The following is a 21,671-nucleotide window of genomic DNA, read 5'->3' on the forward strand; positions in this document are numbered from 1 at the left end:
CTGTTTCCTTTGGAGGGTCCATGCCCGTGCCAGGTCCCATCGCTCCCGCCACCAGAGCCGACAGCAAGACCGCTTCGTCCGCTGCCGCCCCGACGCCACCGCCCGCACGCGTCCCCGTCCTGATCGTGGGCGGCAGCATCGTCGGGGCTTCGGCCGCCCTGTTCCTCGCGGCCCGGGGCATCACCCCCGTCCTGGTCGAGAAGCACTCCGCGGTCTCGACCAGGCTGCGCGCCAAGCTGTTCTATCCGCGAACGATGGAGGCCTACCGCTCGGTCGGGGCCGACCAGGACGTCTACGCCGTCCAGCACCGACTCCCACCGGCCGACCACGCCGCGGTGGTCGCCTCGCTCAACGGCCCGGAGCTGCGGCGCTGGCGGCTACCGGCCGCAGCGGACTTCAGCCGCCTCTCGCCCTGCCCCAGCGCCTTCGTCAAACAGGCCGACCTGGAGGAGGTCGTCCGCGCCCACGCCCTTGCGGCCGGCGCCGACCTGCGCCTCGGCCACCGCCTTCTCGAACTGCGCCGCCACGACGACCACGCCGTGGCCCGGATCCGCGGCGCCGACGGCGCCACCTACACCGTGGCCGCCGACTACCTGCTGGCCGCGGACGGCAACGGCAGCGCCGTCCGCGAGCACCTGGGCATCGGCCGCAGCGGCGCCGAGGTGGTCGCGCACGTCATGGAGATCGGCTTCGAAGCCGACCTGCGCCAGGTGCTCGACGGCCGCCGGCTCGCCCTCGCCTTCACCGGCCCGCCCGAGCACGCGTTCCTGAGTTGGAACACGGCGCAGGACCGCGGGACGGTGTCGGTGACCTACGACCCCGGCACCACGGATCCAGCCGCGTTCGACGTCCAGCGCTGCCGCGGCATCGTCTCGCGCGCGCTCGGCCTGGCGCCATCGCACTTCACGCTCACCGGACACCGGCCCTGGCAGATGGGCGGCTGGCTGGCCGACTCCTACCGCGCCGGCCGCGTCTTCCTCCTCGGCGACGCGGCCCACGTCACCCCGCCGACCGGCGGATTCGGGGCCAACACCGGCATCCAGGACGCCTGGAACCTCACCACCAAACTCGTCTCGGTCCTGCGCGGCCACGCCGACCCGCGGCTGCTGGACGACTACGAAACCGAGCGCCGCGCAGTGGGCCGGATCACCGTGGACCAGGCACTCCTGCGCGCCCGCGACCGCGCCCTGGTCCCGATCGAGGACCGCCCGCTGCTCAGCGAGGCGGCAGTGGCCATCGGCTACCGCTACCCCGTCCCCGGCGACGACCCGGCCGCCGCCCTCCCGGCGGCCGACGAGCCGGAACGCTGGCACGGCGAGCCCGGCACCCGGCTGCCGCACCTGCCGCTCCCCGACACGGACCGGCCCCGCTCCACGCTCGACCTGGTCCGCGCCGGCCGCTACCTGGTTCTCGCCGGACCCGAAGGACACCCCTGGATCCGGGCCGCACGCGAGCTGGACCCGCACAACGCCTTCCTCGACACGGCACTCCTGCCCCGCCGGATCGCCCCGGCAACGGAACGGCCCGCCGACACCTGCGGCATCGGCGACCACGGCGCCCTGCTGGTCCGTCCCGACCACGTGATCGCCTGGCGCACCGCCCACGCCGCCCCGGACCCCCTCACAGTCCTCGCCCCCGCCACGCGACGGGCGTTGGGAGCCGACCGCCCCTCAGCACGCTGAGGCGGCTTCGACCGGCGGCCGCAACCACGGTGCCGAAGCAGCGGAGTGCTCTACCGGTCGCGCCGAGCGCCGGGCGTCGTCGGACGGCTGAGCGCCACGGCGGCCTGGACGGTGTTCGCCTGGTGCTCGGCCTGGCGGGCGACGGGCAGCCAGGTCGGCTGGAAGCGCCGCTGGTACTGGGCGCACCAGTCCTGGAGGAGGTGGTCGAGTCGGGCGGTGGCCGGTGTGGTGGGTGCCTTGGCCGCCTTGGCCGCCTCGGCGGCGCGGCGGAGCAGCGCGGCCGCGCGGACCGGGATCCGGTGGGCCCACAGTTCGATGCCGGCGAGTTTCGCCTCCGTCATGGGCGTCGGGTGGAGGAGGCGCTGTCCGGCGGCCCGCGGGTCCCATGCGTGGGCCAGTTGTCGCGCTGCCGTCAGCGGCGTGCGCGCGGCCCGGAGCAGGGCGGTGTCGTCCAGGTGGGGCAGAGCTTCGTCCATCAGGTCGGTGAGCAGGCGCCCTCGTTCCCGGACCTGGTCGGCGCAGGCGGTCAGGCGCGTGTGGGGGTCGTCGGCCGGGCGGGTGTCCCCGAGGTGGGCGCCGGCCCAGGCCGGCGTCTCGACGATGACCGTCTCGCCGCCGTAGCGCTGGGGGGCGAACCAGGTGGTGGCGCGGACGCCTCCTGTCTCCTGCTGGGGCTGGGCGGTGTGAGGTTGGCCGGGGCGAGGTTGGCCGGGGCGAGGTTGGCCGGTGTGAGGTTGGCCGGTGTGAGGTTGGCCGGGGCGAGGTTGGCCGGGGCGAGGTGGCGCCAGCATTCCGGTGCTGCTTTCCTGCTGGTCGATGTGGTGCGGCGCCATCATGAAGACGCCCGGGCCCGCTTCGCGCAGCCAGAAGGCGTCGTAGGGGCCGGTCTCGACCGGGATCCCCAGTCCGGCGGCGGAGTTCGCGAACGGCTCGGCGAGGCCGGCCGGATCGCAGGTCGACTGGAGGAAGGTCCCGCCGACGTCGGCGCTGTGGAGGGAGAACTGGAGGGACGGCCGGAGGTCGTCGATCAGGTCGAGGAGGATCCGGCTCTCGGGAAGTCTCCCTCCGATCGCCGGCGCCCACTCGGGCTGCTCCTCGGCGGCGGGGCGGAAGTAGTGCTCGAAGTACTCGGGCAGGCTTCGGGTGCTGGCGCCGGCCTCTGCGAGGCATGCTCCGTCGGGGTCGAGGCAGAGCAGGAAGTTCCAGGTCACCGCCTGGTGCAGAGACGGCTGTGCGAGGACGCGGTGGGCTAGTTCCACGATGCCGGCGCGGCCGGAGAACTCGTCGGCGTGCGCACCCGTCACGATCAGCACGTTGGTGGTGGCGGCGGCGTGGCCGATCGTCAGGAGCACCAGCGGCCGGCCGGCGCGGGATGTCCCGACGGTGCGCACGCGGCAGAGTTCCGGGTGTCTGGCGGCCAGCAGGTTTGCTGTGTCGGCGAGTTCTTCCAGCGTGGGGTACCGGTCGTGAAGCAGGACCGCCCTGCCGGCGCTGGTCGACGTATCGGTCAACATCGGTGCCCTCCCTTGTACGCTCGTCCCGGCCTCGCGCCAACGGCGGCCGGCTCGCACTGATCACTACCCGTCCGGCATCAAGGCCGCCCAGAACGGCTGGCTCTGACGGGCCCGAAGTGCGCCGTGTCAACCCGCGGCATCCCGAGCGAATGTCACAGTCCGGTCCTCGCGATGTCCTGGCGATTGTGACGCCGCGAATGCCACCGAAAGCCACTGACCGACCGTCATGGTGGATGTCCAGCAAGCCAGCACGCACCGCCATCAGGGAGCCACCATGTCCGTCCGCCGCCGTCACCCGCTGCTCGTCACCGCCGTCCTCGCCGTCGGCGCCGGACTCGTCCTGACCGCCTGCGGGCCCGACAACACCGACCCGGCCGCCGGCCCGAAGGCCTCCCCCACCACCGCAGCCGTCACCCCCGCCCCCACCGGCGCAGCCCCCGCAACCGGGGCACCGACCGCACCGACCACGGGCCCGGCGTCGCACACCCCCACGAACGCACCCCACACACCGTCCGGCACCAGCCCCTCCACCAGCACCCGACCCGGCACCGGCAACGCCCCCGCCGACGCCACCCCCTGCGACATCAACAACCTCTCCATCCACGTCACCACACGCCCCGGAGCACCCAGCCAACGGGTCATCGACATCCACAACACCGGCACCACCGCCTGCAGCCTCAGCTCCTCCCCCGGCGTCAACCTCGGCAACTCCACCGCCCGCGACCAGAGCAACAACATCCGGCCCGTACTCGCCAGCGGCACCCAGCGCTTCCCCCTCCCCGCCGGCCAGAACGCCTACGCCGTCATCGACCTCAACCCCAGCGGCGCCACCACCGGCACCACCCCCGACATCAACGAACTCAACGTCCTCGCCGACCAGGACGACACCAACATGCCCCTCGCCGCCACCCACAACTTCCCACTCACCAACGACACCCGCATCCTCAACCCCCACATGGGCAACTACCGCGCCACCATCGCCGACGCCGTCACCTCCATGACAGCCGCCGGCAAGTAACCCCGACCACACCACCGGCACCCACCCACGGCCGGACCCGGGTGAGCGACGAGGTCACGGGCCCGGTCGGTGTTCCGGTGCGACGGTGATCAGCGGGTGGAAGTGGGCGAGTTCGGCGGGCTCGTCGACGGGTTCGCCGTCGGCCTCGATCCACGCGTGGGCGCGGAAGGGCGCGGTTCGCACGCCCGTGCGCCAGGTCGGCCAGGTGCCGCGCGTGCGGCACAACAGCGCTGCGGCGATCGAGCGTTGGAGACATCCCTGGCCGGCGCAGCGCATGCTGAGGGCGACCACGGCCTGCCGGGCGGCCAGTGCCTCGGCCCGGCCGGCGGGGCGGGCGCCGCGCCGCAGTGCGCTCATCAGCCGACGGATCCGGGCCGGGGGGAGCCGTTCGACCAGCCGCGCCGCGCCGATCGCCGCGAGCACGGCCGGTCGCAGGTGCCAGGGCGGCCGGCCCACGTGGTCGGCGTGCGCGTGCAGGCTCATCCGGTGACCAGCCCGGCGGTGCGCAGGCTCTCGTGCAGCCGGTCGACGTCGGAACGTGCCCGGGCCGCCGTGACCGGGAACCGGCCGCCGAGGTCGGCGGCGATCTCGTCGGCGGTCCGGTCCTCCAGCAGGGACCGCAGGATGAGCAGCCCGGTGCGGTTCAACTGGAAGTAGCGGCCGGAGCGTTCGTCCAGGACGACGGCGCCGTCGTCGGTCGGGGTGAGCGTCACGTCGGGGCGCAACCGGGTGGCCATTCAAGCTCCTTGGGCGGTGGTCGGGGAAGCGGGGTGCCGGCTCGTCCCGTGGGCGCGCAGCCAGTGCTCGCAGGCGAGCGTCGCGTCCAGGGCCGCGTAGGAGGTGCCGGGCGGGTACAGCCCGAGGCAGGCCTGCCGGAGGACGGCGGGGTCGACCAGTCCGGCGCGGGCCAGGGCGCTGTCGTCGATGAGCGCGGCGAGTTCGGCGCGGTGGCGGGCGAGCCCCTGGTAGGTGTCCGGACTGAAGTCGCCCTTGCCGGTGCGCCGGAGGAGGTCGGCCGGCACGTCGGGAGCGACCGCCGCGGTGAGCAGCGGCTTGTACGCGAAGGGCGTTCCGCGGGTGGCGGGGTCGGCGGCCAGGCAGGCGTCCAGGACCTGGTCGTCCAGGAAGGGCACGCTGTACGGCGTTCCCGCGCGGGCGGTGGCGTCGATCAGCTGCCGCATGGCCGCCGCGCTGTGCCGGACCATGCGCAGCGCCTGGTGCTGGGCGTGCTCCGGCGCCAGCGGTTCCGAGCCCTGGCCGGCCCGCAGCTGTTCGCGTACCAGTTCGGCGGTCCGGGCGGTGGCCCAGGGCGGCAGCCGGGGTGCCATCCCCCAGCCGAGCAGTTGGGTGGTGCGCGGCGGGTCGGGGTGGGTGAGGCGGTCGGCGGCGCGGGCGAGCCAGGCCGAATACGGCCGGGGGTCGCTGAGGGCGCTCAGGGCGTCCGGCAGCGTCCAGCGCAGGCGGGCCCGGTGTCCGCGCAGGTGGCGGGCGGCGGTGGCCGGGTGCCGTGGCAGGACGGTGCGCAGGTAGGCGGGCAGGGCCTGCAGCACCTCGTCGCCGCCTTCGCCGCTGATCCGCAGCCGGGCGCCGTGCGTCGCGAGCAGCCGGGCGACGGCTTCGTCGCGGGCCCTGGTCCGGGTCCAGGCGAACGGTTCGTCGCCCTGCGGTCCGGGTGTGTCGATGTCGGCGAACATCGCGGGAATGTCCTCGGCCGCCAGCACGAGTCGCCGGCCGGGCAGGTGGTGCGCGGCTCGCTGCGCCCAGGCGGCGTCCTCGTGGTGGGGGTCGACGGAGCCGATGGTGACGGTGAGCAGTTCGGCCGGGCCCGTGGCGGCCAGGAAGCACAGGGGTGTGGAGTCCAGCCCGCCGGAGAGGTCGGCGGCGATGAGACCGCCGTCCCTGGTCCGGGTGTCGACGGCCCGGTGCAGGGCCTGGCCGAGCGCCGTCGCGGCTTCGGGCCGGGCTCGCCGCAGGGCCGGCGGGTGCCAGTGGGCGAGGGTGCGGGCGGGGCGTCCGGGGGCGAGCACGGCCGCGTGGTTCGGCGGCACGGCGGTGACTCCCGGCCACAGGGGCAGCGCGTCGACGGGGTGCGGCAGCGGGTCGGCGAGCCTGAGGGCGAGCCGGTCGAGGGACGGGGCGAGGCCGGCGGCGGCGGCCAGGACGTCGGCCCGGTCGGACAGCACGGGGACGCCGTCGACCTCGGCCAGGTGGAGTCGGCGCAGTCCGGACAGCGAGCCGCGCGCGGCCACGGTGCCGTGCACGGTGGCGAGGAGGTGGAAGCTGCCCGCGAGGTCGCCGCCGAGGGCGAGCACGTCCCGCGGGTCGCGAACGCGTTCGGCGTGGCGGCGCAGGCGGTGCGGGTCGGCGTCGGAGGTGCCGAACACGGCCAGCGCGACCGGTCCGGCCTGGGCGGTGACCGGCTCGTCGGCCGGCCAGTGGCCGAGGATCCAGGGACGCCCGCTGGGGTGGTGCAGGGCACGGCACTCGGCCGTGCCCCACACCGCGGCCGTCGCGGCCCCGGCTTCGGTGTCCGGAAGGACCACGAACCAGGTCCGCGGGTGACCGCTCATCGGCCGGTTCCTCAGGGGGCGAGGTAGTAGCCGTGGACATCGGACTGGTTGCCGATGTCGAAGCCCCGGGTGAGGTCCGCGAAGTCACCGAGTTCGATCAGCATCGGGGGCTCGTACACGTCCAGCGTCGGGGGCTCGTACACGTCGGTCATGACGATGTCCTCTCGTTCACAAGGAGTGGGACGCGATCACCGGCCGGTCGAGTACAACTGTTCTCTGCCGACTCCCCGATGGACAAGCGGTGCCGGAGGCTTCGGCCGGAACCTGACGGTCTCCCACCTGGGCGGCCGGTGTCGCTCCCGGGGCTGCCGGGCACGTGAGTGCCGGTCCGCGCGCACGGAGGGCGGAGGGGCTGGATCCGGCCAGAGGGAAACGCGGGAGAACGCGGGCCCGCCGCTGCCGTGGCCGGCGGCGGGCGCCGCGAGCCCTCGAAGCCCCGGACGTCACCAGAGGACCGGCATGCTCCGCAGGCCGAAGACGATGTCGTTGTGCTTGAACGCGGACTGCGTCAACGGCTCGGCCAGCCGTAGCCCCGGCACGCGGCGCAGCAGTGTGGTCAGCGCGACCTGCAACTCGATCCGGGCCAGCTGCTGGCCGATGCACTGGTGCGGACCGAACCCGAACGCCAGGTGCGTGCGGGGCGGTCGGCGCAGGTCGACGGTGTCCGGGGCCGGGAACAGGTCCTCGTCCCGGTTTCCGGACGGGATCGCGGCGACCAGCCAGCTTCCCGCCGCCACCGCGGTACCGCCGACGGTGACGCCCTCCGTGGCGTACCGCAGCAGCCCGAACTGGATCACGGACAGGTAGCGCAGCAGTTCCTCCACGGCCGTGCCGATGGTGTCCGGGGCGGCCCGCAGCGCGGCCGCCCGCTCCCGGTCCGCCATCAGCACCAGGACGCTGAGCGCGATCATGTTGGCCGTCGACTCGTGCCCGGCGACCAGCAGCAGTACGCCGAGCGTGGCCAACTCCCCTACAGTAGGGGGGTGTTCGGTCTCCTCGCCGCGGACGATCAGCCGGCTCAGCAGGTCGTCCCGCGGCTCGGCCCGGCGCCGAACGATCAGCTCGCCGAGGTAGCCCTCCAGCCGTCGGGTGGCCGCGTCGCGGGTGGCCGCGTCGGCCCCGAAGCCGATCAGCACCTCGCTGTCGTGTTGGAAGGACTCGTGGTCGTCGTAGGGCACGCCGAGCAGCTCGCAGATCACCAGCGACGGGATCGGCAGCGCGAAGTCCCGTACCAGGTCGGCGCTCGACCCGGCGAGCATCGCATCGACGTGCCGGTCGGTGATCCGCTGGACGGACGGACGCAGCGCCTCCATCCGTCGCACGGTGAACTCGCCGATCAGCAGCCGTCGCAGCCGTGCGTGCTCTTCCCCGTCCAGCTGGATCATCGAGCCCGGGGCCGGGTCGCGCCGGTCGTAGGAGGGCAGCATGTGCATCGATCCCGCGCCGCGGGAGCTCAGCCGGGGATCCGTGAGCACGCTCCGGATGTCCTCGTAGCGGCTGACCAGCCATGCGTCCATCCCGGCCGGGCAGCGCACCGGTGACACCGGCGCGTGGGCGCGCAGCCGGGCGTAGGTCTCGTCGGGGTCGAGGGGGCGGGAGTCCGGCCGGGTGACCGGGAATTCGGGGAGTCCGGGGAGTTCTGATGCCGGGTCAGGGCTGGGTTTCGTCATGGGTGACGGCTCCAGGATGAGGGAGGGAGAGCTCATCGCGCCGACGCGTACGGGGCCGGCCGTCCTCACGGACCGGGGTGGGTCCGGCGCGGCGGCCGCGCGGCCGGCTGAAGCGTCGGACCGCCGGGCGTTCGACCAGTGTGTAGAGGGCCGCCGCGAGGACGAGGCTGATCGCGACGGTGAGCAGGATGTGCACCAGCCGCGTCGACGCGGCGCCGCCCGCCGTCCCGCCCGTGGCGTGCACGCCGTCGATCGGGCCGTACTGGATGACGAGGTAGTGCACGAGGTAGAGGGCGAACGAGATCTCGCCGAGCCACACCATGGTCCGGCCGCTGAAGGGGGTGCGTGCGGTGCGTACGTCGGCGGAGGCGGCGGCCGCGATCAGCAGGGCGAGTGCGGACGCGGTCGGTCCGGCGCAGAGCCGGAACACGCCGGGCAGGTGGGACTGGACCACCACGCAGGCGATGGTCAGCAGGAACGCCGGCGTCATGCCCAGGCGGATCCACTTCCCCGAGATCACGATGCGCGCCATCAGGATGCCGAGGACGAATTCGAGCATCCTGGTGAAGGGCAGGCTGTAGGCGAACCAGGACTGCAGCTCGGCGATCGCCGGGTCCCATGAGGTGGCCGGCCGCGCCGGTAGCGCCTGGGCGGCGAACGGGACGGCGATGATCGCGATGGCGACGCCCACCGCCCACGGCCACAGCCGCGGCGGCCGGATGCGCCCGATGAGGCGGATGAGCCAGGGGAACGCGAGATAGAAGACCAACTCGCAGCCGAGGGTCCAACTCGGCACGTTGATTCCGGTCAGCCCGCCGAGGGCGTCGAAGTCGGGAATCCAGGGCTCGATCAGCAGCAGCGGCGGGATCGTGTTGATCACCATGATCGGAACGCCCGCAGCGGCCATCAACGCCACGGTGGCCGTGAAGGTCGTCAGGTGATTCGGAAGGATCTTCACCAGGCGTCGGCGCCAGAACAGTCCGGCGGTGTCGTTCGGGTCGGCGACCCAGGTGAGGATGAAGCCGCTGAGCACGAAGAAGAACGCCACCCCGACCGGTCCGAGGGTCGTGATCAGGTACGGCAGACCGGGGTGTATCGATCCGAAGATCTGACCGGCCAGGTGGGATACCACCACGGCGAACGCCGCGATGAACCGCATACCGGTCAGCGACGGCAGGCGGCTCGGACGAGCGGACGGTTCCGGCGTCTGCATCACCGCTTCTCTGTCGATGACGACATCCACGCACCAAGGCTTCCCGGGTGGAATCCGAGCACGTGCGCAGACTGTTTGGGCCACTATCAAATGCCCCGCCGGAACGGTCAAGCGGATTTTCTCGATGCACCGCATCGCACCGTGCGACCCAGCGGATCGGCCCGGCGAATCGACCCAGCGGATCGGGCAGGCAGGCCGGCCCGGGCCGGCGGACAGGCGACCCGGCACACGTCCCGCCAGAGACGGAGGGCAGGGCCGGGAATTCACCCACGTCAGGCCCCGTATCGGTCGGCGAGTGCGCGGGCTGTCGCGGCCAGCCGGGCACGCAGCTCCGGTGGTTCGAGGACCTCCACGTCGGTGCCCAGTCTCAGGAACTCGTCGTGGGCGTGGCCAAGGGACTCGATGGGCACGGACGCCCTGGTCCAGCCGTCCGCCTCGGCCACCCCCGAATCCGCGACTGCCCGGTCGAACGCGCGGCCGAGCTGCTCGCGGCCCCGGGCGACACCGCGCGGCGACAGTCGCACCGTCGCCTCCGCGGTGTGCAGTCGGGCATGGAAGTCGGCGAGCCGGTCCCGCCAGTGTGCAGCCAGGTCGAAGCTCGCGGGTATCTCGAACTCCTCTTCCAGTTCTCGCAGTTCGAGGATCTGGTCGACCCGGTACGTACGCGGGGTGGCACCGCCCGCGGCAGCGACCAGATACCAGCGGCCGGCCTTGAGGACCAGTCCGTACGGCTCCAGTCGCCGTTCCACCTCGGTGGGCGCCTTCCACCGCCGGTAGCGGACCCACACCCTGCGCCGGTCCCAGAGCGCAGCCGCGACGGCCGCCAGGTGCGGCGTCTCGTCCACGTCCCCGTACCAGCCGGGCGCATCGAGGTGGAAGCGCTCCTGGATCAGCCCGGCCCGCTCGCGGAGCTCCGCCGGTAGGGCGGCCCGCAGCTTGAGCTGGGCGGCCGCCAGGACCTCGCCCAGGCCCAACTCGGCCGCCTGGCCGGGCAGCCCGGCCAGGAACAGGGCCTGCGACTCATCGGCGGTCAGGCCCGTCAGCCGGGTGCGGTACCCGTCGAGCAGCCGGTAGCCGCCGCCGTGACCGGCCTCGCCGAACAGCGGGACCCCGGCGGCGCCGAGCGCTTCGAGGTCCCGGTAGACCGTGCGGACCGACACCTCCAGCTCGTCGGCGAGCTGCTGGGCCGTCATCCTTCCCCGGTTCTGGAGGAGCAGGAGCAGCGAGATCAGTCGGCTGGCGCGCACAGCTGTCAGTATCCACTGACAGGAGGTGTCAGTGGACCGGTTCTAGCCTGCGGCCATGATCGATTCCGACTTCCTCCACGGTTCCCGGGGCATGGCCGTCCGCAGACTCACCGGGGTTCCGGCCGGCGGTGACAGCCGGGCGCAGGAGTTCTCCGTGAACGGCGGACACAGCCGGGCGCTCGACCGGGTCACCGAGCTCAGCCGTGTCCAGTTGCAGGACGCCTCGTGAGCATCGTCGAACTGCGCCAGTACACCCTGCACCGAGGTGCCCGCGACACTCTGATCGACCTCTTCGAGCGGGAGTTCGTGACCGGACAGCAGGCAGTGGGCATCACCGTCGGCGGCCGGTTCCGGGACCTGGACGACCCGGACCGCTTCGTCTGGCTGCGCAGCTTCCCGGACATGGCGTCGCGGGCACGAGCACTGCACGCCTTCTACTACGGGCCGGTCTGGAAGGAGCACCGGGACGCCGCCAACGCGACGATGGTGGACTCGGACGACGTCCTGCTGCTGCGCGGCCCGGGCTTCACCACCCCGGCCGAGGCCGGACCGGTCGTCGCGACCATCTGCCACCCCCTGGACCCCGCCGCCTTCGCCGACCACTTCGAGCGGCGTCTGCGCCCGGAACTGGCCGCCCGGACCCCGCCGTTGGCGGTTCACCGCACCGAACACGCGGAGAACGACTTCCCCGCCCTGCCCGTACGGGCCGGCGAGGACGTCCTGGTGTGGTTCACCACGGGCGACACCGCCCCCCTGCCGGACCTCTCGACACACCTGCACTCCGCCCCGCAGCAACTGCACCTCTCGCCCGTGCCGCAACACTCCCGCTGAAGCCTGTCGCAGAGGGCCGTGGGTGGGCAGGCCGACGTCCGGCCTGACCTGCTGCGTCACCCGCCGGGAACGGGGTCGTGCGAGGTGGCGACGGCCTGCACCACGCTGGTGCGGGCCGTCGCTCCCCGCTTTCGGGCCGGTGGCCGGCGGGAACGGAGCAGTCCGGCTGGAGCACTACGAAGCGGCCGGTGGTTCCACCCGGGCGTGCGTCTCCGGCGGCACCGGGAAGCGCCTCAACAACTCCTCCATCCAGGCGGCCGGATGGGTGGCCTTCGCCGCCCCGCCGGGGAGGGCACGCGCTTTGCGGATGCCCTCGATCAGTGCCTCGACGGCGGCCCGGGTGGTGTACCGGTCGGCGACCCACTGACGGCCCGCCCGCCGCACCTCCTCCTGGCCGGGCAGGTCGAGCAGCTCAAGGGCCTTGTCCGCCAACCGATCCGTTTCGAGCTCCGGGATCCGCCACGCGGACGGCGAGTCGAACAGTTCCGCTCCGCCGCCGGCGGCGTAACCGGTCACCAGGCAGCCGCTGGCCATCGCCTCGGCCGGCGGCAATCCGAAGCCCTCGCCCTCGGGCGCTCCCAACGCGATGAACACCGACGTGTCGGACAGGACGCGAGCGACCTCCTCGTGGGGGACCGCGTGGATGTCGTATAGCTCCACGCCCTCGAACCGCGGGTCGGCGTGCAGCAGACGGCGGAGCAACGTGGTCTCGATCGGGCGCTTGCGGGACATCCACGCGATGCGCCGAACCCGCTCGGTCGACGCCGGTCGGAACAACTCGGTGTCGATGACGTTCGGCACCAGGTGCGGTTCGAACTCGGGCAGGGCGCGGCGGAACATGTCGACGCCCGCCTTCGAGATCGTCCACAGGGCCGGCCGGTCCGACCAGCCCGGATACGGGCCGGGTTCGGGGCAGGTCAGGAAGTTGACGTAGTGCCCCTGCGAGTAGATCACCTTGTGGCCGCCGGGCGCCGGGTCGTGGCCCGGCACCACGCTGACCTCGTGCAGCACGAGCACGTCCTCGGGCCCGAGGTCCAAGGTCATGCCGGACAGCGTCGGCACGTCGTCGTCGAACCACGTGTAACGGAATCCCGGCGTTGGCGTCCAGCGGAACGCCTCGACGCCGACGGCCCGCAGCAGCGAGACCTGCTGGTTCAGCACCCGAATGCCGCCCAGCGGGAACTGGAACTCGAACGACGCGTAGATCACCCGGCCGGTCATCGTGCCTCCCTGAGAAACAACGATCGGTAGGACCAGACCACGGGGGTTACGGGCGTGGGCGGTTGGGCCGGGGAGGCGGCATCGCCTTCCCGGGGCCGTGGAGCAACGTCCGTGCACAGCGGCTGGGCCTGGCCCGTACTCATACGCTCAGGGTGGCAGCAATGACCCCGCGTGTCACCGACCCGACGGGTCAAGTGGTGCGGGCTCGGATGCGAGGCGCGCCCACGAGGTCGTCGAGGGGCACGGCGTGGACCTCGGCGAGCGGCAGCAGCAGTTCCAGGGTGGGCTTGCGGGTGCCGCCCTCCAGGCGGGAGAGGGTGCACCGTGACGCGACCGCGGATAATGGCCGTGGCCGCGGGCCGGCGGCGCCGGCGGCCTCGATCGATGGAGAGGCAGAGGACGGATGACCCTGAAGGAAGGCCGGCGCGTCAGGTTGGCCGAGGATCTCGGGATCGGTGAGGCGGTCGCCGGGGAGCCCGGGGCCGTCGTCGGGTTCCTCTCACTGGGATCCGGGATGGAGGGCACCGTCGAGCGGGTGGACGGGGAACTCCCGGAGAGCCATGAGGTTCGCGAGTACCAGCGGCTCAAAGCGCTGTTCGAGGACTACGGGCACACCATGCCGGTGGCGAGCCGCGAGCGCCTGGAGGCGGAGATCGCCGCGCTGGAGCCGCAGTGGACCGCGCACCGGGAACGGGGGAACCGGGTGACGGTCCGGGTCCGGCTGGACAACGGCTTCGTCCTCGACGGGGCGGACCAGGACATCCTCACTCCACTGTGAGGGAGGACGTCTCCGGGGCCTTCGTCGGGACGGGCGGCCGCCCGGGTGCTCGTACGCCACGCCAACTGACAAACGATGGACGGGCGTTGCGAACGGTGCGGTGAACGGCGCGGGACGCACCGTCCATCGTTTGTCTGTCGGCGCGGCCCATCGTTCACCACGGCGCGGGACACCGCCCGCGCCACCCACCGAAGGCACACGGAATCGAGGGAACCATGCGTACCTCCGCACGCTTCGCGGCGCTGGCTGCGGTAAGCGCCATCGGGCTCGGCACCATCGCCACCGGCACCGCCCAGGCCGCCCCGGCCACCGCCCAGGCCACCACCCAGGCAGCCCGGAGCACCACCGTCCACCTGCACAACGGGACCGGCTGCTCGCTCTACCGGACCGGCTACGCTCTGGCCCACGGCATCTGGACGCAGGGCCAGGAGCCGCCGCAGACCCTGGGGAACACCGGCGACGCCACCTTCCAGTCGGAGAGCAACGGGTTCCTGACCGGCACCGAGGGCTGGGCGACGTTCAGCACGTACGGCTGCGAGGAAGGCTGGCGCAACAACAACACCGTCCAGCTGCACTGGGCCAACCCCTACACCGGTTCCAACAGCTACGACGAGAACGGCACCAGCAGCGTCTTCCGCACCACCCGTGAGAGCGGCTCCGGCGACAACGCCGACGTCTACTGGGGCGTGTGGAAGAACTGATCCCGGCCGTCGGGCACCGCCAGGGTCGGGCAAGCGCCGCCAGATAGTCCAGGATCTGTCCGGCCCCCGCCCCCCCCCGGCGCCTGTGTCGGGTGATCCGGCGCCTGTACCGCCGCGCCGCACGCCGCACGCCGCCGCATGAAACGCATGAGAAGCATGAAAAGACGGTGCCCCGCCACTGGGTGCCGAACGGCCCGGGCCGTTCGGCACCCGCCGGCCGGCACCGCCGGGAAGCGGAGGAACCCGGGAACACCTCCACCACGCGCTCACCGCAGGTGCCGCAGCGACCGCCGAGCGCCGCACCGGCGGCCTCGCCGGCGAGGCCGCCGAGCGTTACGCGGAGCAGTGGATCGTCTCGATCGACGACGTCACCGCACTCGCGCACACGGTCCAGGCCCAGGTGAGGGGCGGGGCTCTGGATGCCGCCCGGCAGCTCCTTCCCGCCGAGCGCCCCTATCCGGCGGACGACGCGCTGCTGAACCACCTGTGCGGTTGAGCCGGTCCCGAGCGCTCGGGGCCACGGGCTGCTCGTTCCGTCGCCGTCCGCCAGGGCAGCTCGCGACGGTCCGAGACGTGGTGCACCATCAGTTGACACCGGGGCCGGGGTAGCGTTGCCCGTTCCAGCCGCCGGTGGTCAGCCGTCGGCGGCGAGGCGGTTCAGCCACTCCCCCAGCAGATGCTGCTCGGCGCCGGCGCAGAACTTCGCCGACCAAGGGGTACGGGTGCGCCAGGGCAACTTCACCGACGCCGCCGGCCTCGCGCACGCCTTCGAGGACGCCGCGCAGGTCCTCGTCGTCTCCGTCGACAAGATGGGCGAGGAGTGCGTCAGGCAGCACCGCACCGCGATCGAAGCGGCCGTCACGGCGGGCGCCCGTCGCATCCTCTACACCAGCCAGATGGGGGCCGGCGCGACGTCGCGCTTCCAGGCCTGCCGCGACCACGCCGCCACCGAGGAGGCCCTGCGCACCTGCGGCGTGCCGTTCACCTCGCTGCGCAACGGCTTCCACGCCACCAGCGCGGCGCACTTCCTCGGCAACGCGGCACAGTCCGGCCGGCTCGCGCTCCCCGCGGACGGGCCGGTCGCCTGGACCGCGCACGCCGACCTCGCGGACGCAGCCGCCGCCATCCTGGCCGACGAAGGCCGCTTCGACGGCCCCACGCCGCCGCTCACGGGCCGACAGGCGCTCACCTTCGACGACATCGCCGCCATCACCACCGAGCTCACCGGCCGCACCGTCACGCGGACCACCGCCCCCGACGACCAGTTCCGCACGCAGCTGACGGGCCAAGGCGTCCCCGCGGAAACCGCCGACCGGTTGCTCGGCATCTTCGCCGCCAGCCGCGCCGGCGAGTTCGCCGCCACCGACCCCACCCTGGCCGACCTGCTCGGCCGCGATCCCGTCACCCTGCGCACGGTGCTGCGCGAGCAGCTGTCCGAAAGCTGATCCACCGAGGGCGCCGGCTGCCGGATGCCGGTGCCCGGTCCTGGCCGCTCGGCGGCGGTCGGGCTTCGGGCCGCCGTCCGCGCCCCGCCTACACCACCGTCCGGGAACACCTCCCGGACGGCGGCCCGGACGGCAGGGCACCCCTCTCCTGAGGGAGCGCCCCGGGTGTGCCGGCCCAGCGGAGTCGCCCGGTCAGGAGACGCGCTTCAGCTGCCAGGCGTTGTTGTTGAGGCTCGGGTTCGACCAGGCGACGCAGCTGCTGGTGTAGTACGAGCCGGTCTGGACCCAGCCCGCCGGCGGGTAGGTGGTGGAGCAGGCCTGGACCACGGTGCCGACGGGCAGTCCGGTGAGCTGCTTCATCTGCTTGATGTTGGGGCTGAAGCTCTGCGTGCCGCAACTGCTGCTGTAGCCCCAGCTGACGTCGACGTAGCCGGCCGGGGTGAGAACGCTTCCGCACGAGGTCGTGACGTCGCCCGGGGCGGCCTGGGCGGGCGCGGCGGTCAGGGCGAACGTCGCCGCGGCGCCGACGATGGCCATACAGGTGCGAAGACGGATCATGGGCGAGGGCTCCTTCTGATCACGGGTGGGTGGCCGATCAGGCCGTGGAGCCATTCCTACGGTTTGATCACCGGCTTCGGATAGCGGCTTTCAGGCCTAAAGGCCCCCGGGCAGGACGGCGTCCGGGCACCGGAACGGCGGCGTGGCAGGGGGGCGTTGTGGTAAAACGCGTTGTGGTAGACGCCGTCGGGCGGGACTGCGGGGAGTTGCGGATCCGCTCCGCCTCGGGGGTCCGGGCGCTCCGGGCGTCGGGATTTCTCCTGCGGTATGCGAACTTGTGCGGTCGTATCCGAACTTGATGCGATTTCCGGCCCTTCACCTGTCACACACACCAGTGAATTCGCCCCGAAACCAGGACGTGGACGACCGGTTGTCGCTCTCCTGGGGGTCCTGCCCGGATCGGGCAGATGTCCGCCGACCATGAGAGTGGGGATCAGGTGGGGACGAGAAGGAGAAGGAAGGGCGTCGCGCGGGCCGCGGTGCTCGCCGCCGCGCTGTGCGGCGGCGGGGCGCTGACGGCGCCGGCGGCGTTCTCGCAGACGGAGGACGGGACGGTGACGGTCCGGGTGATCCGGGCCGTGGACTCCTCCGGGGTGTGGACGCCCGCGCTGGAGCCGGGGCTGGCGGGCGTGAAGGTGACGCTCACCGGCGAGGCGCGGGCCCACGTCGAGGGCACCACCGGGGCCGACGGGACGGTGACGCTGGCGCCGCCGCGGAGCCGGGAGCACGGCGGCACGTACCGGGTGCAGGTGGTGAATCCGAAGCCGGGCGTGCTGTTCCCGGCGTTCGCCTCGCGGCAGGGGCTGGACGGCGCGCCGAACCAGCTGAGCTCCAACGAGGAGTTCGTCGACCTCTCCGGCGGCAAGAACGTCTCGTACACCACCGGGCTGTGGTACCCGGGGGACTACTGCCAGCAGAACGCGCCGCTGGTGACGACCTGCCAGAACACCACCTGGGGAGGCGGCGCGCAGCGCACGCTGGTGTCGTTCCCGTACCGCGCGCGCGGCCAGGACGGCGTGGACGTCAACGTCACGAACCTCGCCACCGACGCGCAGACGGGCACGCTCTACGGCATCGCGTGGAACAAGGCCGACCGGCGGATCTTCTCCTCGGCGGCGGCCAAGCGCACCACGGACTACGGCCCCGGCGGCGCCGGCGGCATCTACGTGACCGACCCGGCGCAGGGGCGGACCACGCTGTTCACCACCGTCCCGGACGCCGGCAGCACGGCGCACGGACCGGGGACGGACGACGCGTTCCTCGTCGCGCCGGGCAAGGAGAGCCTCGGCGGGCTCAAGGTGACGAACGACGGCAGGGACCTGTTCGTCGTCAACCTCAACACCCGCACGCTGTACCGCTACGACGCGACCGCACCGACGGCCGCGCAGCCGAGGGGCGTCTACCCGATCCCGGACCCGGGCTGCGCCTCGGCCGGGGACTGGCGGCCGTTCGGCCTGGGCCTCCAGGACGGCGTCGGCTACCTCGGCGGGGTCTGCTCGGGCGAGTCGACGGGCAAGGCCTCGGACCTGCGGGCGGTCGTGCTGCCCTTCGACCTGGCCACCGGCCGGTTCGGTGCGGCCGTGCTGGACCAGCCGCTGGACTACCCGCGCCAGTCGACCGTCGGATCGGGCCCGTGCGACGGCGCGGGCTGGTTCCCGTGGACGAACACCTACCCGACCACGCAGAACGGCCAGACCTGCGCCGGTTTCCGCGCGCAGCCGGAGCCGGAGCTGGGCGAGGTCGGATTCGAGACGGACGGCTCGATGCTGCTGGCCTTCCGCGACCGCATGGCCGACCGGGCGACGGGCCAGTCGGGGTCGGGCGCGGCGGTGGGCGAGGTGCTGTCGGGCGGTGACCTGAACAAGGCCTGCCTGAGCGGCGGCACCTACGTGCTGGACGCCAACACCGGCTGCGGGCTCTCGCCCCGGGGCGCCCGCTTCTTCGACACCAGCCGGATGGGCGTCCACCACAACGCGGCCTACGCCGGGATGGCGCTGTCCAAGGTCGAGAACACCATCGGGACCTCCGGGTTCGACCCCAACAGCACGGCCTTCGGCTACGGCACGTCGTTCGTCCAGCGCGACGGCAGGCAGGACCCGGCGTTCGGCCTGCGGCTCAACCCGGCGAACGTGCCCGCGCCGTTCGGCAAGGGCGCCTCGATGGGGGACCTGGAGGTGCTCTGCGACCAGGCGCCGCTGCAGATCGGTAACCGGGTCTGGTACGACGCCGAGCACAAGGGCATCCAGAAGCCGGGCCAGCGCCCGGTGGAGGGCGCCACCGTCCACCTGTACGACGGGCCGGGGAAGCTCGTCGGCACGGCGCGGACGACGGCGCGCGGCGAGTACTACTTCGACGACTCGAACGTGGACGGCGGGCTCAAGCCGCACACCAAGTACACGATCCGGCTGGACAACCCCGCCGACTTCGCCCAGGGCGGCCCGCTGTACCAGTGGGTGCCCACCCGGCACGACGTCGGCGACAACCCGTTCATCAACTCCAAGGGCGTCGTCCCGCCGGGCGGAACGTACGCCGAGCGGGAACTGACCACCGGCGGGCCGGGCCAGGACGACCACACCTTCGACTTCGGCTTCCGGCCGCAGGAGGGCGCGCTGACGCTGGTCAAGCACGACCAGGACGGCAGGCCGCTGGCCGGGGCGACGTTCCAGCTGTGGCGCTGGAACGGCGGGCCCAGCTGGCCGCAGACCGCCGGCGGGCACCAGGACTCGCCGGTCGGCGATCCCTGCACCACCGGGGCGGACGGCATCTGCCGGATCGTCGTCGGACCGGGGACGTACTACTGGGTGGAGGTGAGCCCGCCCGACGGCTACGCGGCGCCGGCCGTCACGGTCTTCGGGCCGCTGGTGCTCACCTGCGAGACCCTGGACGACGGGATCACGGTGACGGTCGTCAACCGGCTGCTCCCGTCGGCCGGTTCGGGCGCGGCCCCGTCGTCGCCGGATGCGGTCTCGACCCCACCGCCGACCCCGGCACCGAGCCCGTCGTCCTCGGTGGCGGCGGTGGCGTCCTTGTCGCCGCCGTCGCCGCCGCCGTCGCCGAGCGCCTGGCCGTCCCGGCCCGATGAGCGGCCCGGCGGCGCGCTGCCGACCACCGGGGCCGGCAGCATGCTGCCGCTCGGTGTGACCGGTGCGGCGGCGCTGCTGGGTGCGGGCGGCGTGCTGGTCGTGGTCGCGCGCCGGCGCGGGGCGCGGCACGCGTAGTGGAACCAGGCCGGGCCCGTGGCGAGTTCGACGGCCACGGGCCCGGCCGGGCGGCCCGTACGGCTTCACCCAGGGCAGAACGCCACTCCCTTCCCCTGGTGCCCCGGATCCCTAGGCTGGAGGGGTGAGCACTCATGCGCCGAACGAAGCCCGCGTCATCCCCCTGCGCCCGCACACCTCGTCGCCCGGTTCCGGCGGGGCGACCCGCGCCCCGCAGCGGCCGGCGGGAGCGTCACCGGCGCCCGTGCCCGCGCCCGCGAACGCGCCGAGGGAACCCCTGTGGCGCGACCTCGTCGGCGACGCGCTGCGCCGCGAACGGCTCGCCCAGGAAAGGACGTTGAAGGACGTGGCGGAGGCGGCCCGGATCTCGATCCCGTACCTGTCGGAGCTGGAGCGCGGGCGCAAGGAGGCCTCCTCCGAGGTCCTCGCGGCCGCCGCCCGTGCCCTCGGACTCGGCCTCGCCGACCTGCTCTCGCTCGCCCAGGACGAGCTGACCCGGCACACCCGGAGCCAGATGGGCCGGAGCCAGGTGGGCCAGAGCCAGGTGGGCCGGGGCGCGGTGGGCCGAAGCCGGTTGGACCGGAGCCGCACGTCGCCCACGGCGCAGTACGACGGGCTCTGCCTCGCCGCCTGATCGGACCTGCCCCGGCCGACGGCCGGTACGACGGTGGTGCGCCCCGCCGTACCGGCCACGCCCGCACGGAGAAGTCAGCCGAACGCGAGCCGTCGGCTCAGCACCTCGTCGGCGAGCCCGTAGGCGACGGCCTCCTCGGCGGTGAACACCTTGTCCCGGTCCATGTCCGCGCGCAGTGTCGCCACGTCGTGGTGCGTGTGCCGGGACAGCACCTCCTCCACCTGCGAGCGGGTGCGGACCATCTCCTTCGCCGCGAGGCTGAGGTCGGACACCGTCCCCTGCCGGCCGCCGCTGGCCGGCTGGCCGAGCAGCACCCGCGCGTGCTGGAGCACGAACCGCCGCCCGGGGTCTCCGCCGGCCAGCAGCACCGCCGCCGTCGACGCCGCCTGACCGACGCAGAACGTGGAGATCGGCGCCTGCACGAACGTCATCGTGTCGTAGATCGCCATCAGCGAAGTGAACGATCCACCGGGCGAGTTGAGGTAGATCGAGATCTCGCGTTCCGGGCTCTCCGACTCCAGGTGCAGGAGCTGCGCGATGACCACGTTGGCGACCCCGTCGTCGATCTCGGTGCCGAGGAAGATGATCCGCTCGTTCAGCAGCCGGCTGAAGACGTCGTAGGAGCGCTCGCCCTGCGCGGTCCGCTCGATGACATAGGGAACCGTGTACGACCCCATGTCACAGCCCCATCCGTCGGCGCGACGCGGCCGGGCGGATGTCGGCGACCGACTCCACCACCCGGTCCACGATCCCGTACTCCCTGGCCTGCTCGGCCGTGAACCAGCGGTCCCGGTCGCCGTCCCGCGCGATCGTCTCCTCGCTCTGACCGGTGTGCTCGGCGGTGATCCGCTCGATGGCCTTCTTGGTGAACTGGAGGTTCTCCGCCTGGATCTCGATGTCCGCGGCGGTGCCGCCGATGCCCGCCGATGGCTGGTGCATCATGATCCGCGCGTTCGGCAGCGCGAACCGCTTGCCGGGCGCCCCCACGGTGACCAGGAACTGGCCCATGCTGGCGGCGAACCCCATCACCAGCGTCGAGACGTCGTTCGGGATGAGCCGCATGGTGTCGTAGATGGCGAGCCCCGCGGTGACCGACCCGCCGGGGCTGTTGACGTACAGGCTGATGTCGGTGCGCGGGTCCTCCGCCGACAGCAGGAGCAGTTGCGCGCACACCCGGTTGGCCGACACGTCGTCGACCTGGGTGCCGAGGAGGACGATCCGCTGGGCGAGCAGCTGCGCCGCGAGGTGGTCGTCGAAGCGGCTGGGCGGCGTGCCGCCCTCCTCCGCGCGGGGCGCGAGCGTGGTGAGGGGAGTCATCCGGTCTCCTTGTCGAGATGCCGAGGTGTCGAGGTGTCGAGCCGAGGTGTTGAG

21 protein-coding genes and 3 pseudogenes are annotated in these 21,671 nt (G+C 72.9%); 11 read left to right on the plus strand and 13 right to left on the minus strand.

Translation table 11 applies throughout. The features are described from left to right. Window positions 1-20 precede the first annotated feature (20 nt). Window positions 21-1,682: an FAD-dependent monooxygenase gene (locus tag AB0O19_RS29420; protein WP_363623823.1), complete on the plus strand. Its 1,662-nt coding sequence runs from the start codon at window positions 21-23 to the stop codon at window positions 1,680-1,682. A 683-nt stretch (window positions 1,683-2,365) separates the two neighbouring features. Further along, window positions 2,366-2,935 (plus strand): pentapeptide repeat-containing protein, encoded by a 570-nt coding sequence (locus AB0O19_RS29425; protein WP_363623883.1) that lies wholly within the window; start codon window positions 2,366-2,368, stop codon window positions 2,933-2,935. On the opposite strand, the pseudogene AB0O19_RS29430 reads toward AB0O19_RS29425, so the two are convergent. Next, a pseudogene (locus AB0O19_RS29430) lies at window positions 2,852-3,196 on the minus strand (M14 family zinc carboxypeptidase); the annotation flags it as partial. The gene AB0O19_RS29425 and the pseudogene AB0O19_RS29430 overlap by 84 nt on opposite strands. A 274-nt stretch (window positions 3,197-3,470) precedes the next feature. Here AB0O19_RS29430 and AB0O19_RS29435 point away from each other — a divergent pair. Beyond that, entirely contained in the window at window positions 3,471-4,214 is a 744-nt protein-coding gene (locus AB0O19_RS29435; protein WP_363623825.1) for a DUF4232 domain-containing protein, read from the plus strand. A 54-nt stretch (window positions 4,215-4,268) separates the two neighbouring features. On the opposite strand, the gene AB0O19_RS29440 is transcribed toward AB0O19_RS29435, so the two are convergent. The 7 genes from AB0O19_RS29440 to AB0O19_RS29470 form a co-directional block, all read right to left on the minus strand. Beyond that, entirely contained in the window at window positions 4,269-4,697 is a 429-nt protein-coding gene (locus tag AB0O19_RS29440) for a lasso peptide biosynthesis B2 protein (RefSeq protein ID WP_331745183.1), read from the minus strand. Further along, window positions 4,694-4,951: a lasso peptide biosynthesis PqqD family chaperone gene (locus AB0O19_RS29445; protein WP_363586890.1), complete on the minus strand. Its 258-nt coding sequence runs from the start codon at window positions 4,949-4,951 to the stop codon at window positions 4,694-4,696. Before AB0O19_RS29445 ends, AB0O19_RS29440 begins: the two co-directional genes overlap by 4 nt. Next, window positions 4,952-6,784, minus strand: a complete 1,833-nt coding sequence (locus AB0O19_RS29450; RefSeq protein ID WP_363623827.1) for an asparagine synthase-related protein — start codon at window positions 6,782-6,784, stop codon at window positions 4,952-4,954. Window positions 6,785-6,795: 11 nt separating this feature from the next. After that, a complete protein-coding gene (locus AB0O19_RS29455; protein ID WP_350878647.1) occupies window positions 6,796-6,936 on the minus strand; it encodes a lasso RiPP family leader peptide-containing protein in 141 nt (46 codons plus the stop codon). 291 nt (window positions 6,937-7,227) lie between these two features. Continuing rightward, window positions 7,228-8,454 (minus strand): cytochrome P450, encoded by a 1,227-nt coding sequence (locus AB0O19_RS29460; protein WP_363623829.1) that lies wholly within the window; start codon window positions 8,452-8,454, stop codon window positions 7,228-7,230. Then, window positions 8,435-9,802, minus strand: coding sequence for an acyltransferase (locus tag AB0O19_RS29465; protein WP_363623831.1), 1,368 nt, complete (start codon window positions 9,800-9,802; stop codon window positions 8,435-8,437). The genes AB0O19_RS29460 and AB0O19_RS29465 overlap by 20 nt, the downstream gene beginning before the upstream one ends. Window positions 9,803-9,939: 137 nt before the next feature. Next, window positions 9,940-10,914, minus strand: coding sequence for a WYL domain-containing protein (locus tag AB0O19_RS29470; RefSeq protein ID WP_363623833.1), 975 nt, complete (start codon window positions 10,912-10,914; stop codon window positions 9,940-9,942). Between the two features lie 55 nt (window positions 10,915-10,969). Between AB0O19_RS29470 and AB0O19_RS29475 the strand changes: the two genes are divergently transcribed. Next, window positions 10,970-11,143 carry a hypothetical protein gene (locus tag AB0O19_RS29475; RefSeq protein WP_363586896.1) on the plus strand — a complete coding sequence of 58 codons (174 nt, stop codon included), beginning with the start codon at window positions 10,970-10,972 and terminating at the stop codon, window positions 11,141-11,143. After that, window positions 11,140-11,745: an NIPSNAP family protein gene (locus AB0O19_RS29480; protein ID WP_363623835.1), complete on the plus strand. Its 606-nt coding sequence runs from the start codon at window positions 11,140-11,142 to the stop codon at window positions 11,743-11,745. Before AB0O19_RS29475 ends, AB0O19_RS29480 begins: the two co-directional genes overlap by 4 nt. Window positions 11,746-11,919: 174 nt before the next feature. Here AB0O19_RS29480 and AB0O19_RS29485 read toward each other — a convergent pair whose 3' ends face one another. Both AB0O19_RS29485 and AB0O19_RS29490 read right to left on the minus strand, forming a co-directional pair. Then, complete coding sequence (locus AB0O19_RS29485; protein WP_363623837.1) at window positions 11,920-12,966, minus strand: glycosyltransferase; 1,047 nt, start codon at window positions 12,964-12,966, stop codon at window positions 11,920-11,922. A 214-nt stretch (window positions 12,967-13,180) separates the two neighbouring features. Continuing rightward, window positions 13,181-13,285: pseudogene (locus AB0O19_RS29490) on the minus strand (helix-turn-helix transcriptional regulator); the annotation flags it as partial. An 84-nt stretch (window positions 13,286-13,369) separates the two neighbouring features. Between AB0O19_RS29490 and AB0O19_RS29495 the strand changes: the two are divergent. From AB0O19_RS29495 to AB0O19_RS29510, 4 genes and pseudogenes are all read left to right on the plus strand, one after another. Then, complete coding sequence (locus AB0O19_RS29495; protein WP_363623839.1) at window positions 13,370-13,744, plus strand: hypothetical protein; 375 nt, start codon at window positions 13,370-13,372, stop codon at window positions 13,742-13,744. 215 nt (window positions 13,745-13,959) lie between these two features. Further along, entirely contained in the window at window positions 13,960-14,445 is a 486-nt protein-coding gene (locus AB0O19_RS29500) for a hypothetical protein (RefSeq protein WP_363586906.1), read from the plus strand. Between the two features lie 307 nt (window positions 14,446-14,752). After that, window positions 14,753-14,941 (plus strand): annotated as a pseudogene (locus tag AB0O19_RS29505) (DUF4291 family protein); the annotation flags it as partial. A 115-nt stretch (window positions 14,942-15,056) separates the two neighbouring features. After that, window positions 15,057-15,890: an NAD(P)H-binding protein gene (locus AB0O19_RS29510; RefSeq protein WP_363623841.1), complete on the plus strand. Its 834-nt coding sequence runs from the start codon at window positions 15,057-15,059 to the stop codon at window positions 15,888-15,890. A gap of 192 nt (window positions 15,891-16,082) precedes the next feature. Here AB0O19_RS29510 and AB0O19_RS29515 read toward each other — a convergent pair whose 3' ends face one another. Further along, window positions 16,083-16,448 carry a hypothetical protein gene (locus AB0O19_RS29515; RefSeq protein WP_363623843.1) on the minus strand — a complete coding sequence of 122 codons (366 nt, stop codon included), beginning with the start codon at window positions 16,446-16,448 and terminating at the stop codon, window positions 16,083-16,085. Window positions 16,449-16,855: 407 nt separating this feature from the next. On the opposite strand from AB0O19_RS29515, the gene AB0O19_RS29520 reads away from it, so the two are divergent. Together AB0O19_RS29520 and AB0O19_RS29525 are read left to right on the plus strand one after the other, a co-directional pair. Continuing rightward, window positions 16,856-19,666, plus strand: a complete 2,811-nt coding sequence (locus AB0O19_RS29520) for an SdrD B-like domain-containing protein (protein WP_363623845.1) — start codon at window positions 16,856-16,858, stop codon at window positions 19,664-19,666. Between the two features lie 124 nt (window positions 19,667-19,790). Next, entirely contained in the window at window positions 19,791-20,300 is a 510-nt protein-coding gene (locus tag AB0O19_RS29525; RefSeq protein ID WP_363623847.1) for a helix-turn-helix transcriptional regulator, read from the plus strand. A gap of 74 nt (window positions 20,301-20,374) precedes the next feature. Here the strand turns inward: AB0O19_RS29525 and AB0O19_RS29530 are convergent, their stop codons facing one another. Then, window positions 20,375-20,977, minus strand: a complete 603-nt coding sequence (locus AB0O19_RS29530; RefSeq protein WP_331745151.1) for an ATP-dependent Clp protease proteolytic subunit — start codon at window positions 20,975-20,977, stop codon at window positions 20,375-20,377. A 1-nt stretch (window position 20,978) separates the two neighbouring features. Beyond that, window positions 20,979-21,617: an ATP-dependent Clp protease proteolytic subunit gene (locus AB0O19_RS29535; RefSeq protein ID WP_363623848.1), complete on the minus strand. Its 639-nt coding sequence runs from the start codon at window positions 21,615-21,617 to the stop codon at window positions 20,979-20,981. Between the last annotated feature and the right edge of the window lie 54 nt (window positions 21,618-21,671).

The organism is Kitasatospora sp. NPDC091276, assembly GCF_040684355.1.
Lineage (GTDB): Bacteria > Actinomycetota > Actinomycetes > Streptomycetales > Streptomycetaceae > Kitasatospora.